This window comes from Protofrankia sp. Cas8 (assembly GCF_963555845.1).
Classification (GTDB): Bacteria; Actinomycetota; Actinomycetes; order Frankiales; family Frankiaceae; genus Protofrankia.
Genome location: NZ_CAUVXI010000120.1, coordinates 1 through 16225, shown reverse-complemented (window position 1 = coordinate 16225; position 16225 = coordinate 1). Strand labels below are relative to the sequence as shown.

The 16225-nt window shown below is 66.9% G+C and carries 12 protein-coding genes and 1 pseudogene; 5 read left to right on the top strand and 8 right to left on the bottom strand.

The genetic code is table 11. From position 1 onward, the window contains the following. The 3 genes from U9977_RS16945 to U9977_RS16935 all read right to left on the bottom strand — a co-directional run. A partial coding sequence (locus U9977_RS16945; RefSeq protein ID WP_322750242.1) for a TylF/MycF/NovP-related O-methyltransferase occupies nt 1–657 on the bottom strand: 657 nt, incomplete at its 3' end. 499 nt (nt 658–1156) lie between these two features. Then, nucleotides 1157–2380, bottom strand: a complete 1224-nt coding sequence (locus U9977_RS16940) for a DegT/DnrJ/EryC1/StrS aminotransferase family protein (protein WP_322750241.1) — start codon at nt 2378–2380, stop codon at nt 1157–1159. Nucleotides 2381–2475: 95 nt separating this feature from the next. Further along, nucleotides 2476–3126: a sugar transferase gene (locus U9977_RS16935; protein WP_322750240.1), complete on the bottom strand. Its 651-nt coding sequence runs from the start codon at nt 3124–3126 to the stop codon at nt 2476–2478. A gap of 259 nt (nt 3127–3385) precedes the next feature. On the opposite strand from U9977_RS16935, the gene U9977_RS16930 reads away from it, so the two are divergent. Beyond that, complete coding sequence (locus tag U9977_RS16930; RefSeq protein ID WP_322750239.1) at nt 3386–4063, top strand: acetyltransferase; 678 nt, start codon at nt 3386–3388, stop codon at nt 4061–4063. Between the two features lie 26 nt (nt 4064–4089). Here the strand turns inward: U9977_RS16930 and U9977_RS16925 are convergent, their stop codons facing one another. The 3 genes from U9977_RS16925 to U9977_RS16915 all read right to left on the bottom strand — a co-directional run bounded on the left by U9977_RS16925 (nt 4090) and on the right by U9977_RS16915 (nt 8758). Next, on the bottom strand, nt 4090–5271 hold the full coding sequence (locus U9977_RS16925) for an RNA polymerase sigma factor (RefSeq protein ID WP_322750238.1): 1182 nt from the start codon (nt 5269–5271) through the stop codon (nt 4090–4092). A gap of 40 nt (nt 5272–5311) precedes the next feature. Further along, nucleotides 5312–7207 carry a DNA primase gene (gene dnaG, locus U9977_RS16920; RefSeq protein ID WP_322750237.1) on the bottom strand — a complete coding sequence of 632 codons (1896 nt, stop codon included), beginning with the start codon at nt 7205–7207 and terminating at the stop codon, nt 5312–5314. Nucleotides 7208–7507: 300 nt separating this feature from the next. Continuing rightward, on the bottom strand, nt 7508–8758 hold the full coding sequence (locus tag U9977_RS16915; protein WP_322750236.1) for a deoxyguanosinetriphosphate triphosphohydrolase: 1251 nt from the start codon (nt 8756–8758) through the stop codon (nt 7508–7510). A gap of 95 nt (nt 8759–8853) precedes the next feature. On the opposite strand from U9977_RS16915, the gene U9977_RS16910 reads away from it, so the two are divergent. After that, entirely contained in the window at nt 8854–9009 is a 156-nt protein-coding gene (locus tag U9977_RS16910; protein ID WP_322750235.1) for a hypothetical protein, read from the top strand. Between the two features lie 43 nt (nt 9010–9052). After that, nucleotides 9053–9592, top strand: coding sequence for a PH domain-containing protein (locus U9977_RS16905; protein ID WP_322750234.1), 540 nt, complete (start codon nt 9053–9055; stop codon nt 9590–9592). Between the two features lie 122 nt (nt 9593–9714). On the opposite strand, the gene U9977_RS16900 is transcribed toward U9977_RS16905, so the two are convergent. After that, on the bottom strand, nt 9715–11589 hold the full coding sequence (locus U9977_RS16900; RefSeq protein WP_416210663.1) for a transketolase: 1875 nt from the start codon (nt 11587–11589) through the stop codon (nt 9715–9717). A 222-nt stretch (nt 11590–11811) separates the two neighbouring features. Further along, entirely contained in the window at nt 11812–14505 is a 2694-nt protein-coding gene (gene ppdK / locus U9977_RS16895; protein ID WP_322750233.1) for a pyruvate, phosphate dikinase, read from the bottom strand. A gap of 217 nt (nt 14506–14722) precedes the next feature. Between ppdK and U9977_RS16890 the strand changes: the two genes are divergently transcribed. Both U9977_RS16890 and U9977_RS16885 read left to right on the top strand, forming a co-directional pair. Then, nucleotides 14723–15832: a hypothetical protein gene (locus U9977_RS16890; protein ID WP_322750232.1), complete on the top strand. Its 1110-nt coding sequence runs from the start codon at nt 14723–14725 to the stop codon at nt 15830–15832. Next, nucleotides 15832–16225 (top strand): annotated as a pseudogene (locus U9977_RS16885) (toxic anion resistance protein); the annotation flags it as partial. The gene U9977_RS16890 and the pseudogene U9977_RS16885, both read left to right, overlap by 1 nt.

Below are 16225 nucleotides of genomic sequence, written 5' to 3'. Positions count from 1 at the left end.
GAGGGACTGCAATCCGTCCATGGTGCTGGAGTACATGTCACCGTCCAGGCGAATTATCGCCAACTTCTCGATGGGCGCCGACGGAAGAGTGTCCTTGAACCAGCCCCGCAAGAACCGGACCTGGTCATCAAGCAATCCGTAGCGTCGGAAGTTCTCCTGTACTTCCTCAAGGGATACGGCGAGTTCGGACATCGTGTGGAGCTGGTCGCCCACATCAGCCGGATATTTGTCCGCCTCAGGCGGTGGCAGCCCCTGGAACGAGTCCGCGACCCAGACGGTGCGGTCCGACACGCCGTATGCGCGAAGCAGACCACGCATGAAGATACATGCGCCACCGCGCCATACGCCGGTCTCAATAAAGTCGCCCGGCACTTTCTCCCGGAGAACCGTGCGCATACACACGTCCAGGTTTTCGATCCTTTTCGCACCGATCATCGTATGCGCGAACCGCGGCCAGCCGCGGCCGTTTTCACGCCAATCGGAAGGCGGTATCTGAAATATTTTTAGATGCCATCGGTCCAAAATCCGTTCAACTATTCGATAGGATGTGCGACGCGGATTCCACAGGTTGCCGTCCGCTGCGTCCCAGAGGTCGAAGGTCACCGTCTGCTTAAGTAGGCCGATATACAGTTCGCGAATGTTGTCCGCTTGATCCATTTCTAGTCACCAACTTTCCTGAGACGATGTTCCGTTGGCTGGGCGGCCACCTGCCGGAAGCGCTGGGCCGGACAGCAGCTTCTGAGATGTCAGCCGCACGTTTCAACCCCGCGGCGCCGCCGATGCGCAGCTTGATCTCTACGACCTCGCTAGGGGGCAGCGCGGCACGTTCTGGAGGTGCCGACTCGGCTTCCAATACGTGGGCAGTACCCGCAGGCGTCGCCGCGGAGACGAGGATCGGTGCTGCAGTGACGGCGATGCAGGTGAGACTCATGATGCACGGTTAGTAACCCTACTATAAGCAGTTGATCTACTACCGATAGGCAATCGCAAGGGGTGAGTTGGGATTCGACGGCGCCAGTTGCGGTTGACTTTGACACCGATGATCGAATGAGGCTGTTCGGACCGTCGCTGCGCGTTCCGTCGGCGGTGCTGCGGCGGTCGATCTCGCTTCCCCGGGTTACCCGCCGGCGTGGCAGCGGGCGTCCCCGGTGGCTATTCATGCTGTGGCGACGGCGAGTACCTTTTCGACGGCGTCAGCGACGTCGGCCATATCGCTCAGGTCGATGGTCGGATGGACGAGAAACGCCAGCGAGGTCTCACCGAGTTCGCGGGCCACGGGTAGCCGGGCCGGCGGGCGGAGGTTCAGCCCGAACGCCCGCTCCAGATAGACCTCACCGCAGCTCCCGACCGCGCACGGAACACCTTCTGCGCGGACAGCCTCGACAATCCGGTCACGGCTCCAATCGGCCCGCAACCGCTGCGGGTCGAGATAGGCGTACAAACGGTAAAAAGATGCTTCGAGGTTTTCCCCGTCGGGTGTGGGTACCCGCAGCGACGGCAGTTCCGAAAGCCGCTTCGCCAGTGCCGCCGCATTCTCCCGCCGACGTTCGACCCAGCTGGGCAGGTCGGGTAGGACGACTCGGCCCACAGCCGCGGCAAGCTCATGCATCCTGGCATTGCTGCCGAAGGACGTGTGGACCCAACGAAAGCCGGATCCGTGGTGCGGGGTCGCGAGGATATCGGGGTCCTTACCATGGTCCTTGTACGCCCAGACGGCCCGCCAGATCGCCGGGTTGTCGGTGGTGACCATCCCACCCTCGCCGGCGGTAGTAAGGATCTTGTCCTGACAGAAGGACCAGGCTGCGACGTCGCCAAGGCCGCCGACCGGCCTTCCGTCGTAGCCGGCGCCGTGTGCCTGGGCGCAGTCCTCGACCACAGCAAGACCGTGCGTACGCGCCACACTCAGGAGCGGATCCATGTCAACCGGCCAGCCTCCCAGGTGCACGGCGATCACGGCACGGGTCCGCGGCCCGATCGCCGGACGCACCGTCCCAGTGGTGAGGTTGCCGGAATCTCGGTCGACATCGACGAAGACGGGCCGAGCGCCGACGGCGATCACGCAGGTTGCCGACGCCACGAACGTCCGGCTTGGCACCAGCACCTCGTCGCCCGCGCCGACGCCAACCGCGCGTAGAGCAAGCTCGAGCGCGAGCGTGCCGTTCGCGACGGCTACGCCGTGGGCGACGCCGACCGCGGCGGCGTACTCACGTTCGAAGGCCCGCCCGTGCGATCCGGTCCAGTAGTTGACCAACCCGCTCCGCAGCACCTCCCCGACCACGGCGATCTCCTGTTCGGCGAACCGCGGCCAGCCGGGGAAAACTGCCCGGCGGACGGGCATTCCTCCGTCGACAGCGAGCTGGGCCGTGGTGATGCTCCGCATGAAAGCTCCCGTGATTTCGGTCGAGGTTACATACCTGTTCGCAGGCTGCAGTGACGATTCAGATCAGGGAAGACTCGCGCCGGTGAGGACTCGCGTCAGTGACGATTCAGCGGGGTATCCGCGGTGGCAGCATCGGTTCGCTGTGCGGGAATACTTGTTGTAGCGGTGTCGGATTCAAGGTCCGGGTTCAGGCCGCCGGCTCCGTACGTGCCGTCTCCCCGGACAAGGGTGACCAATGTGCGCGCGATGATCTGAAAGTCCAGCCAGGTGCCCCGGTTGTCCACATACCAGACGTCAAGGTCGATGCGGCGTGCCCACGGAATCCCGTTTCGGCCGTTGATCTGTGCCCATCCGGTGAGGCCTGCCGGTACGTCGAGGCGCCGCCGCTGAAAAGGCGTGTACCGGTCCACCTGGCTGCGTACCGTTGGACGCGGCCCGACCAGACTCATATCATTTTGCACCACATTGATCAGCTGAGGCAGCTCGTCGATGCTGGTCGCGCGCAGCAGGCGACCCACTCTGGTGATGCGGTCGTCTTCGCGGTGTGTGACAAGACCGAGGCCTCGACTTTCCGCATCCACGACCATTGTCCGGAACTTCAACATTGTGAACGGATGGCCGTTCTCCCCGATCCGCTCCTGGCGGAAGAACACCGGACCGCCGTCTTCAAGGCGAATTGCCACGGCTGCGGCCAGCAGTAGGGGCGCGCACCCGACAAGGCCGACGACCGCCCCGGCGGCGTCCACCGCCCGTTTCGCCCGTCGACTACGGCGCTCATACCTGACAAACCGATCACAGCGGTCACAGCGGGTCGCGGTCGCCGTCGGTGTTGGCTGGGCCGTGGGTGCGGGTGCGGGTGTCGGTTCCGATACGAGGACACGACCCGGTACGTTCGCTGCTGGCACGTAGGAGGGGCCGTCGGAGGAATGGGTGACGCTCATAGTGCACGCACAGTAACACTACTGAGTGCGCTTGCACGACTACCAATCGATGAAGGAGGCGCGTGTGGGCCACGCTCCAACGACGCTGGTCGTGGTCGGGGCCGGCGGCCACGGCCGGGAACTGATCGATGTCGTCGAAGCCGTCAACGCGGTCTGCCCGACCTACGAGCTGCTCGGGGTACTTGACGACAACGAACCCGACCCGGACAGGCTGCGCCGACGCGGGGTGCGCCATCTGGGCCCGGTGCGGCTCCTCGCCGAGATCGATGCGGCCTATGTCATCGGCGTCGGCGCGCCCGCCGTACGCCGAGCCGTCGACTCGATGGCAACCAACTGGGGACGCCGGGCGGCCACGCTGGTGCACCCTCGGGCCGTCATCGGGCGGGACGTGCTTCTGGGCCCAGGCAGTGTGGTCTGCGCGCTGGCAAGCATCACCACGAACGTGCGGACCGGCCGGCACGTCCATCTGAACATCGGAGCAACCGTCGCGCACGACTGCCAGCTCGGAAACTACGTCACCCTGTCTCCGGGCGCGCATGTCAGTGGCACGGTGACGCTCGAGGACGACGTGACGATCGGCACCGGCGCGACGGTGATCCAGGGACTGACCGTCGGAATCGGTACGACGGTCGGGGCCGGCGCAGCCGTGGTCCGTAGCCTTCCAGCCGGAGTGGTCGCGGTCGGTGTACCCGCCCGTCCGCGGGCAGCGGTCACCGCGCAGCAGAACCCCGCGGACTCGTGATCCGTGTCGACCGCGAACCCCAGCTACTACTCCAGGTAGTCGCGCAGCTTCTGCGACCGGGACGGATGGCGCAGCTTCGACAGTGTCTTCGACTCGATCTGCCGGATGCGCTCGCGGGTGACCCCGAACTCCCGGCCGACCTCCTCCAGCGTGCGCGGGTGGCCGTCGGTCAACCCGAACCGCAGCTGGATGACTTTCTTCTCCCGGTCGGAGAGGGTGTGCAGAACCGAGTCGAGCTGCTCCTGCAGCAGGATGAAGCTGGCCGCGTCCACCGGCACGACCGCGTCGCAGTCCTCGATGAAGTCACCGAGGTGAGAGTCTTCCTCCTCACCGATCGGGGTCTCCAGCGACACCGGCTCCTGGGAGACCTTGAGGATCTCGCGTACCTTGTCGGGCGTGAGATCCATCTCCTTGGCGATCTCCTCCGGGCTCGGTTCGCGACCGAGGTCCTGCAGGAGCTGCCGCTGGATGCGGATCAACTTGTTGATCGTCTCGACCATGTGCACCGGAATGCGGATGGTGCGTGCCTGGTCGGCGATGGCACGGGTGATCGCCTGGCGGATCCACCAGGTGGCGTAGGTGGAGAACTTGTAGCCCTTGGTGTAGTCGAACTTCTCCACAGCGCGGATCAGACCGAGGTTGCCCTCCTGGATGAGATCCAGGAACAGCATGCCGCGGCCCACGTAGCGCTTGGCGATCGACACCACAAGCCGCAGGTTCGCCTCGACCAGCTTACGCTTGGCAATCTGCCCGTCACGCTCAATCGCCTCGAGGTCACGACGCATCTGCGGAGAGGTCTTGCGGGTCGCCGCCGCGATCTTCTCGGAGGCGAACAGGCCGGCCTCGATCCGCTTGGCGAGGTCGACCTCCTCCTCCGCGGTCAGCAGCGGAACCTTGCCGATCTCCTTGAGATACATGCGGACCGGATCGGAGGTCGGCGCTTTGAGCGCCAGCTCCTCCTCCTCACGGCGACGCCGGGCGAGCAGGTCGGCCTCGTCGGCGTCCTCCCCACCCGCCTCGAGAATCTCGATGCCCTCGTCGTTGAGGACCTGCAGGACGGCGTCGGTCTGCTCCGGTGGCAGCTCGGCCGCCTGCAGTGCGACCGTGACGTCCTCGGTGGTGAGGAAACCGATCTCCTTGCCCCTGGTGATGAGGTCCTTGACCTCGTCCACCTGGGCCTCGCGCGGTAGGACGGCTGGACTGCTCATGGGCGGAATCTCGTCACTTCCTTCTCGGGATCGACCCAGGTTACGCGGCACCCAGGCCCCGTTCCCGGAGCTGGCGCTTGTGCTGTTCCAAGGCGATCAGCTCACCATATGCGCGCTTGAACGTCTCGGCGTCGGTCACGGGGTTGAGCCGCTGCACACGCGACTTCACCTCCGTGATACGACGGGTCACATGCAACTCCTGTATACGTGACATCTGCTCATCGACATACCTGTCGTCGACATCGTGGTCGCAGAACACGGCTTCGACGGCAAGCCCGGTGACGAACCGCCGCAGCTCGTCGTCGCCGGCTGCCGTGGCCACCATGCCAACCCAGCCAGGGACATCACCGGCCGCGGACAAGCCCGCGCATACGCCACCTGCCGTAACGACGGCCATACGGACAGCACGGTGCGCGGGAACTGTGAACAGCTCGGCCGGCAACGTGTCGAACGCCGGGCCGGCCAATCCGGGATACTGGAGCGCAACCTTGAGCACCTCCCGTTCGACTGCCACAGCTGCGTCGTCCGCAGTGCCCTCGCGCGGCCGCAACCGCGCCGGGCGGGCGGGCGCGGAGCCACCACCGGACGCGTCACCACCGCCACCGCGTACGGAGTGCTCTGCGACCCGCCGCACCACAAACTCTTCATCCAGAAAACCGAGCCAGTTGTCAAGGTTAACCGCATAACGGTGTCGCAGGCCCCGGTCTTTCAGCCTGTTAATCAGCGGCGCGACCGCGTCCAGCGCCGCCAGCCGTCCCTCGGTCGTGTCGAGGTTGAACTCGGCCAGTTTCCCCCGGATCGCGAACTCCACCAGCGGGACGCGCGCGGCGACGAGATCGCGAACCGCCTCGTCGCCGCGGGCCAGCCGCAGGTCGCACGGGTCCAGCCCGGACGGTTCGACTGCCACGAAGGTCTGGGTGACGAACCGCTCCTCGAACTCGAAGGCACGAATGGCGGCCTTGCGGCCGGCCTCGTCGCCATCGAAGGTGAACACGACCTCACCGCGGTGCTCGCTCTGATCCATCAGCAGGCGCCGCAATACGGTCACGTGCTCGCTGCCGAACGCGGTACCGCAGGAGGCGACCGCGGTCGGGACGCCGGCGAGATGACAGGCCATCACGTCGGTGTAACCCTCGACGACCACGACCTGATACCGCCGGGCGATCTCCCGCCGGGCGAGGTCGGCACCGTAGAGCAGGCTGGCCTTCTTGAACAACGGGGTCTCGGGGGTGTTGAGGTACTTGGGTCCGGGATCGTCGGCGGCGAGCCGACGGGCGCCGAAGCCGACGACATCCCCGGCGAGGTCACGAATCGGCCATACCAGCCTCCGATGGAACCGATCGATGAGGCTCCCGCGACTGCTTTGTTTGGCCAGGCCGCCGAGGACGAGCTCCGCGGCGGTGAAGTGCCGGCCCATCAGGTGACGGGTCAGGGTGTCCCAACCTGCCGGCGCATAGCCGACGCTGAACCGCGACACCGCGTGCTGGTCGAAGCCCCGGGCCGTGAGAAAATCCCAGCCTTCGCGGGCGTCGGCTGCGCTCAGCCGTTCGGCGTAGAACTCGGCCGCCACGCGGTGAGCGTCAAGGAGCCGCTGGCGCTGGCTGGTGACCACACGGCTGGTCACCCCGCCGCCTTCGTAGCTCAGGGTGATCCCGGCACGACGGGCGAGTCGTTCCACCGCCTCCGGGAACGACAGCGCGTCGATGGCCCGGACGAATGCGATCACGTCGCCACCGACACCGCAACCGAAGCAGTGGTAGGCGCCGACCTGCGGACGGACGTTGAACGACGGGGACTTCTCGTCATGGAACGGGCACAGACCGCGCAGCTGACCGCTGCTGACGGGACGCAGCTGTACATAGTCGCCGATGATGTCCGCGATCGGCGAACGGTCACGCACGGCGGCAACATCTGCGTCGCGGATGCGTCCGGCCATACGTCCCTCCCTGCATCCCGGGCGGGGTGTCGACGGGCCGGGGTCACACCGGGGTCCGCTGCCCCTGCACTGATGCCCTCGGCCTGCCACCGCCCCCGCGGGTCCGCCCTTTCCCCCGTGATGGTACTTGTCAACGGCGCCAAGGTGCCGATCTTCTGACCGACCGGCCACCGTCGATGACCCGGAGCGTTCGGCCTCCGGCGATGCGCCAGAACCACGATCGCATCGCCTTCGGCCCTGACCCGGAGCGTTCGGCCTCCGGCGATGCGACAGAACCACGATCGCATCGCCTTCGGCCCGCTAGAGGGCGACCGGCCAGGGGCGCCCGGTCAGCTGCGCGTGCCGCCGGCCGGCGCTCGCGTCGGTGAGGCGGGCGACCTGGTCGACGGCGACCCGCAGACGGGCCGCGTCATCGCAGGCGGCCAGCCAGGCCGGGCGCAGCAGGGAGTCGAGCGCCTGCGGTGCCCGCACGAGGAGCAGCGCGAGAAGCTCGGCGATGACCTCGCGCTGGCGGCGCTGCCGGACGTGCGCGTCGCGGCGGTCCATGACGAACCGGGCCGTCACCCCTTTGAGCAGGCAGCACTCGGCAACCGTCGCGGCGGGCACCACGAGGTCGGCGTGGTAGCGCCGCAGCGGACGATCGCCGTACGCCTGCCGGGTGGCCGCGACCGCGGCGACGCACAGCCGCGCGATCAGCTCGCTGGTCATGGCCCGCACGGCGCGCAGCGCGCTCGGCGTCGGCACCGGCCCCGCGACCCACCACGGCTGCCGCCGCAACCGGTCCAACGCCTCGTCAAGCGCGCTCTGCGACGCCGCCGGATAGCGGTCCGCGGTCGAGGCCACGAGATCGGCCCGCGCTCCGGAGTCCGCCAGCCGGCCCAGGTCGATCAGGCCGGCGACGACGCCGTCCTCCAGGTCGTGCGCGCTGTACGCCACATCGTCGGCCCAGTCCATCAGCTGCGCCTCCATACACCGTCGACCGGCCGGCGCGCCGTCGCGAACCCAGGCGAAAATCGCCATGTCGTCGGCGTAGACGCCGAACTTCGGCGTGTCGTCCCGCTTGGGCCAGGGGTACTTCAGCGACGCGTCCAGGGTGGCCCGGGTGAGGTTCAGACCGGCCTCCCGGCCGTGGACATCCACGATCTTGACCTCAAGACGGGTCAGCTCACGCAGGCTCTGGGCGTTTCCCTCGAACCCCCCGCAGTCGCGGGCAGCCGCGTCCAGGGCGGCCTCGCCGTTGTGACCGAACGGAGGGTGTCCGATGTCATGCGCCAGGCAGGCGGCGTCGACCAGGTCCGGATCGGCGCCCAGCGAACGGGCCAGGCCCCGGCCGACCTGAGCGGTCTCCAGGGAATGGGTGAGCCGGGTACGCGGGAAGTCGTCGTCGAACGGACCGACGACCTGCGTCTTGCCGGCCAACCGGCGTAGTGCGCTGGAGTGCAGGACACGCGCGCGGTCCCGCTCGAACCACGTTCGATCGTCGGGTGTACTCTTCTGTCGCTCCTCGCCCCAACGGACCACGTCGGACGCTTCGTACCACTCGCCGGCCACGGCGCCGAGCGTATAGGCGCGATTTCCATACGTCCGAGGTGCGAAGCGGCGATACTTTGTGGTCAGCCGTCCCAACTTCGGCCCGGAGGCCCGCCGTGGACAAGATCGTCAAATACGGTCTCATCGCGTTCGTCATCTTCTTCGTTGTCACCGCACCTGAAAGTGCGGCAAACATCATCAACCGGGCCATTGACGGTCTGCACTCCGCTGGCAGCGGCTTCTCCAACTTCGTGACCGACACGGTCCTGTGAGGAGACGCGAGCTGTCGGTGCAATCCCGGCGACGGCGGTGGCCTTGGTGAGACTCCGGATCCCTGACCCCGCAGCCAGGGACGACAAGTACCTCGCCACTCGCGAACGACTGGTCATCATGGTCCGGATGCACTGGGCCGTTCTGCTGCCTGTCTTCCTTCAGACACTGGGCTCCATCGTGCTCGCGGTCCTACTCACGATCCTGCTCAGCGGGCTGAACCTCGGCAACGTCGTTGCCGCCCTCCCCTGGTGGTTCGCACTCTTCATGCTCTTTCGGATGCTGTGGCGTGTCGCCGACTGGCACTTCGACCACTTGATGATCACCGACAAGCGCCTCCTGAAGGTCTCGGGGATCTTTTTCCGCAAGGTGCAGACCATGCCCCTGGAGAAAGTGACAGATCTCACCTACAACCGGGACCCGATGGGTCGGCTTCTCGGATACGGCGAGTTCATCGTCGAATCGGCCGGACAGGATCAGGCTCTATCAAAGATCCAATTTCTACCTCGACCGGACCGGCTCTATCTGACGATGTGCGACATGATGTTCGGGGGCGCGCCGGCGCCCAGCAGCTCCGACGACTGACCAAGCAGTACAAGGCAGTACAAGAACAGCGAGACTCCCCTGCTACCGGGATGCCGGGCGCAGGGGAGTCTCGTCGTGTTCCAGCGTGTTCCAGTGCGTTGTGACGATCAGACCTGTGAAGATCAGCGCAGCAGGGCGCGGGCCGCCGCCACGATGTGGCTCGCCGAGATTCCCGCCGCGTCCAGCAGCTCGGTCGGCGTACCCGACCCCGGTAGGTCGCGGACGGCCAGGTGGCGCAGACGCACCGGCACATCGGCAGCGGCGAGTGTCCCCACCACCGCGCTAGCGATGCCGCCCTCGGGGTAGTGGTCCTCGACCACTACCAGCCGGCCGTCGGTCGCCCGCGCGGCGGCCACCACCGTCGCCTCATCCACCGGCTTGACCGAGTAGAGGTCGATCACCCGTGCTGCAATGCCTTCGGCCGCAAGTGTCTGCGCAGCCGCCAGGCACTGGTGCAGGGTGACGCCGGCGCCGATGAGGGTGACCACATCGGCGTCCGACCGGCGCGGCACCTTCGAGCCCCCAACGGTGAAGGACTCGTCCGGACCGTAGATCACCGGGTAGGCACCACGAGTCGTACGCAGGTAGCTGACCCCGTCGAGATCGGCCATGATCTCAACAAGCTTGGCCGTGCTGGTCGCGTCACTGGGATACAGGACGGTCGAACCGTGCACCGCCCGCATCATCGCAAGATCTTCCAGTGCCATCTGGGACGGACCGTCCGCGCCGATCTCGACACCCGCATGCGAACCCGCCAGCCGGATGTTCGCCTGTGAGATCGCGGCCATCCGGATGAAGTCGTATGCGCGCGAGAAGAAGGCTGCGAACGTGGAAGCGAACGGAATGTAACCGCGTACCGACAGTCCCACCGCTGTCGCGACGAGCTGCTGCTCGGCGATGAACATCTCGAAGAATCGCTCCGGGTGGACCTTGGCGAAGTCCTCGGAGTGGGTGGAGTTGCTGACCTCGGCGTCCAGGGCAACCACAGCTGCCCGCGCTCCGACGGCGACGAGCGCTTCGCCGTATGCCTTTCGAGGTGCGACCTTCGCACCGAGGGGGTAGGTCGGCAGTTCGACCGTAACCGGGGCGGGCGCCGGCGGCCGCTCGATGGACGCCGGTGGCACCGCTCCCCGGACGCGCAGGTTGCGTTCGCCACCGAGTTCGGCGATCGCGCGCTCGGCCATGTCGGGCGGCAGCGCCTTGCCGTGCCATCCGTCGGCGTCGACGATCTCGGAGAAGCCCTCCCCCTTACGGGTGCGGGCGAGGACGACCACCGGGCGGTCAGCTTCGGCAGCCTCGGTCAGGACCTTGTCAATCGCGGCGATGTCATGCCCGTCGACCATGAGTGCCCGGCAGCCGAACGCCTCGACCCGGCGGGCGTAGGCGTCGAGGTCCCAGCCGAGCTCGGTTGCGCCACGCTGACCGAGGCGGTTGACATCCACGACCGCCGTCAGATTCGACAGCTGGTAGTGAGCCGCCTTGTCCAGCGCCTCCCAGATCGAACCCTCGGCCATCTCACTGTCGCCGCACAGCACCCACACCCGGTAGGGAAGTCGGTCAAGGAGTCGCCCGGCGAGTGCCACGCCGACCGCGTCCGGCAGCCCCTGCCCGAGCGATCCGGTCGCCACGTCGACCCAGGGCAGAATCGGCGTCGGATGACCCTGCAGGCGCTGGCCGAAACGGCGGTATCCGGTCATCAGTTCATGATCGGAAACCACGCCGACAGCCTTGAACATCGCATACAGCAACGGGGACGCATGCCCCTTGGAGAAGATCAGGTGATCGTTGGCCGGGTCGTCCGGTTTGTCCCAGTCATACCGCAGGTGCCGTCCGAGCAGAACCGCCATCACGTCCGCGGCTGACATCGACGACGTCGGGTGGCCCGAACCCGCGGACGTCGACGATCGGACCGAATCGACCCGCAGTTGCTGAGCCAGTTCCCGGATCTGATCAAGATCGGTTGGATCAATCATGATCTCGGATTCGGGAGTTACCACGCCAGCCTCCTAATACGCCTGCGTATCCGGACATGGATATCCGCCGTACGTGCGCTCCCGCTGCCCCGACCGGTCCGCTGTTCCTGGACGGTCCAGGCCATACCCCGGGTCCCACAGTCCCGAACGGTACCAGCGGCAGAAGTTCACGACGGTGACGAACGGGCCATGACTGGGGGGCCGTTCGCGGGACCGCAAGCACCTTCGTCCCGGCCGGAGTGCCCGCTAACCGCCCTGGCCGGCACGGTCCAGGATGGCCGCCCGGCCGGCTTCCAGCCGGGCGATCGGCACCCGGAACGGGGAACACGAAACGTAGTCGAGTCCGACCTGATGGAAGAAGTGCACCGAATCCGGGTCGCCACCGTGCTCGCCGCAGACACCCAGTTTGATCTCAGGCCGGATCGCACGCCCCTCCTCGACCGCGATACGCACGAGTCGGCCGATTCCATCGCGGTCAAGCGACTCGAACGGGGAGACGCCGAAGATCCCCAGCTCGAGATAGCGGGAGAAGAAGGAGGACTCCACGTCGTCCCGGGAGAAACCCCAGCCCATCTGGGTGAGGTCGTTCGTGCCGAACGAGAAGAACTGCGCGGCCTCGGCGATCTGACCCGCGGTCAGGGCGGCCCTCGGTACCTCGATCATCGTCCCGATCAGCGCGGGAACATCGACCCCGGTCTCGGTCGCGACCTCGCGCAGCACCTGTTCAGCCTGGTCGCGGACGACCTCCAGTTCCTGGACCGCGGCCACCAACGGCACCATGATCTCCGGATGTGGATCTCCGCCGGCCCGGCGGCACCGCACGGCCGCCTCGGCGATCGCCCGCACCTGCAGGGCGAACAGACCCGGGATGAGCAGCCCCAGCCGTACCCCGCGCAGCCCCAGCATCGGATTCTGCTCGTGCAGCCGGCGGACCGCCTCCAACAGCGCGCCATCGCCGTCCGACACCGGCTGGCCGGTGGCGGTGGCGACGCCCAGGCGCACCGAGAGTTCGGTGAGATCCGGGAGGAACTCGTGCAGCGGAGGGTCGATCAGGCGGACCGTCACCGGCAGACCGTCCATCGCCGTGAAGATCGCAACAAAGTCGTCGCGCTGAAGCGGTAGGAGTTCAACCAGTGCAGCAGCGCGGGCCTCGGCGTCAGCGGCGAGGATGAGCCGCTCGACCAGCTGCCTGCGTTCACCCAGAAACATGTGTTCGGTACGGCACAGTCCGATGCCCGCGGCGCCGAACCGGCGGGCGCGGGCGGCGTCGTCGGCGGTGTCGGCATTGGCGCGCACGCCGAGCCGGCGGGCCTGATCCGCGTGGGTGATGATCCGGTGCACCGCGTCGACCAGGGGGTCGGTCCCGTCCGCGACCAGCGTCCCCTCGAAGTACTGGACAACCGGCGACGGCACCACCGGCACCTCGCCGAGGTAGACCGCGCCCGACGACCCGTCAATCGAGATCACGTCCCCTTCGCCGATGACGATGCCGCCCGGCGCGACCGCGCGGCGGGCCCGGCTGTCGACATCGATCTCCTCGGCCCCGCACACGCAGGTCCTGCCCATGCCGCGGGCCACCACGGCGGCATGGGAGGTCTTCCCGCCACGCGATGTCAACACGCCGCGCGCGGCGATCATGCCGTCGAGGTCGTCGGGAGTGGTCTCCCGGCGCACCAGGATCACCGGTGTACCGGCGGCGGCGAGCTCCACGGCCCGGTGCGAGTCGAAGACCACCTGACCGACGGCCGCTCCGGGTGAGGCGTTCATACCCTGGGCAATCTTCTCGGCCTGCCCCGTCAGCCCGAACCGGGGGAACATCAGCTGGGCGAGCTGGGCGCCGGTGACCCGCGTCACCGCCTCATCCATACTGATCAGGCCCTGATCCACGAGCTGGACCGCGATCCGGAAGGCAGCGCCCGCGGTACGTTTGCCCACTCTTGTCTGCAACATCCACAACTTGTTGCGTTCGACGGTGAACTCGATGTCGCACAGGTCCCGGTAGTGGTGCTCCAGAATCGTCATTATCTCGGTCAACCGGGCGTACGCGGGTGGGTCGATGGACGCCAACGCCGTCAGGGGCAGGGTGTTACGAATTCCCGCGACGACGTCCTCGCCCTGCGCATTCTGCAGATAATCGCCGTAGCCGCCCTGCGCACCGCTGGCGGGATCCCGGGTGAATGCCACGCCGGTGCCCGAGTCCATGCCGAGGTTGCCGAACACCATGGCCACGATGTTGACCGCGGTGCCGAGGTCCGCCGGAATGCGCTCCTGGCGGCGGTAGAGACGGGCCCGCTCACCGTTCCAGGAGTCGAAAACCGCGCGGATGGCCGAATCCAGCTGTTCCCGGGGGTCCTGCGGGAAATCCCGCCCGGTCCGGTCCCGGATTATCGCCTTGAAGGTCTCGGCCAGAATCCGCAGGTCGGCTTCGTCGAGATCGAGGTCGCTCGTGGTCGCCCGTGCCTTCTTCGCCGCGTCCAGAGCCTGGTCGAACAGTTCGCCGTCCACGCCGAGGACCGTCGTGGCGAACATCGCCAGCAGGCGACGGTAGGAGTCCCAGGCGAAGCGCTGCGAACCGGACTGCTTGGCCAGACCGGAAACCGAGGCGTCGGACAAACCGACGTTGAGGACGGTGTCCATCATCCCCGGCATCGAGAACTTCGCGCCCGACCGCACCGAGACCAGCAGCGGGTCGTCCGGCTGCCCCAGGCGCTTGCCCATCACCTGCTCAAGGGCACCCAGGTGCGCGCTGACCTCATCGCGCAGCGCCGCGGGTTCCCTGCCATGCGCAAGATACTCGCGACAGGCCTCGGTCGTGATCGTAAAGCCGGGCGGGACGGGAAGCCCCATGGTCGTCATCTCGGCGAGATTGGCACCCTTGCCACCGAGAAGATCTTTCAAGTCCTTGTTTCCCTGGTGGAAGTCGTACACATAGCTGCTCATGGCCGCCCTCTCGTCTCCCGTCCCCGCGAACATCCCCCGCGAACCGCCGTCACGAACCGCCGTCACGCACCGCTGTCACGAACTGCCGCCGCCCCGGCCGTGGCACGCCGGTCGGGAGCCGGTCGGGAGCCGGTCGGGAGCCGGTCGGACATCACGGATGGAGCATGATGCAGACTGACATACCCGGACCGACACCAGCGAACGAAAGGAAGGCGCCGTGCACGGTCGCCGAGTTCTCGGGCTCGTGCTTGCCGGGCTGCTCACGGTCGGTGTCATCGCTGTGGTCGTCGTCCCGCGGATGCGCTCCACGCCGAACAGCGGCGAAGTCAGTGTCCGTGCGCTGATCTCATCGGAAAAGCAGGCCTTCTTCTCGGACCCGGACGTGATTGCCGCCCTCGCCCGGGCCGGCTACCGCATTGAGATCACGTCCGCCGGATCGCGCGAGATCGCCACCACCCGCGACCTGTCCGGCTTCGACCTGGCCTTCCCGGCCGACGGGCCGCAGGCGGACCGCATCAAACGCGATCGGAAGATAACCGCGTCCTACGTACCCTTCTTCACGCCCATGGCGATAGCCACCTTCACCCCGATCGCGACGCTGCTGACCGCGGCAGGTGTCAGCGTCACCGATGGCGACCATTACCTGTTCGACATGCGCAAGTACCTCGACCTGGTGGCAAAGGACACCCGGTGGTCGCAACTGCCGGGGAACACCGTTTATCGGACCGACAAGTCCATCCTCATCAGTTCGACGGATGTGCGGACGTCGAACTCGGCCGCCCTCTACCTGGCGATCGCGTCCTATGTGACCAACAACGGGAACATCGTCACCGACGCCGGGACGGCCGACCGCATGACCAACATACTCGCGCCCCTTTTTCTCAAACAGGGCTATCTGGAGGCGTCGTCGCAGGAACCGTTCGACGATTTTCTGACGATCGGCATGGGGAAAACGCCGATGGTCATGATTTATGAGGCCCAGTTCAGTGCCCACGCGCTCGCGCGAGACGGTTCCCTGACCGGCGACGGCGACAAGAAGGTGCTTATGTATCCGAATCCGACCATCTACGCCAAGCACACCGTCGTCCCGCTCACGCCCGCAGGCGACGCGGTCGGGCGCCTGCTGAGCACCGACCCGGAGCTACAGCGCCTCGCCGTGCGGCACGGGTTCCGGACCGCGGACGCCGGCTACGGCCGGCAGTATGCCGCCGAACGGGGGACCAATCCCCCACCGCAGCTGGTCAACGTCGTCGAACCACCGAGCGCGGAGATATCCGAGCGAATGATCACCGAGATCGAGATGAAGTACCAGAAGGGCCCGGGTTGATGAACCTGCCACCGCCGACCCCGTCACCGGCCGCGGGCGGCCCCGGCACGCAACTGGTCCTGGTGCCGCCCGAGCCCGTCGCGCCGGTCGCGCCCGAGCAGGCCGGACCGGCCGTTGCGATCAGTGCTGAGGTGGCGTCACGCCTGAGCAGCCAGGCGGTGGCCTTTGCCGACGCGCTGGTCGGCATCGACCCGAGCTCGCCTGGCTTCACCTCCAAGGTCGCAGCCGTGCACCGGATGGGCGAGAAGGAGATCCGCGCCTCGGCGGCGGTATCCAACCGGCTGCTGGACAAACCGACGCGCGCGATGAACTCGGGCGCCTTCGACGCGACGTCGTCGGTGTCGACCTCACTGGTGGAACTACGCAGGGTGATCGACGACCTTGATCCGTCCA

What these genes read in the sequence shown, in the direction of transcription:
- U9977_RS16940 (WP_322750241.1), bottom strand. Translation starts at nt 2,380, where the DNA reads ATGCGGAGCATCACCACGGCCCAGCTCGCTGTCGACGGAGGAATGCCC.
- U9977_RS16925 (WP_322750238.1), bottom strand. Translation starts at nt 5,271, where the DNA reads ATGAGCAGTCCAGCCGTCCTACCGCGCGAGGCCCAGGTGGACGAGGTC.
- dnaG (WP_322750237.1), bottom strand. Translation starts at nt 7,207, where the DNA reads ATGGCCGGACGCATCCGCGACGCAGATGTTGCCGCCGTGCGTGACCGT.
- ppdK (WP_322750233.1), bottom strand. Translation starts at nt 14,505, where the DNA reads ATGAGCAGCTATGTGTACGACTTCCACCAGGGAAACAAGGACTTGAAA.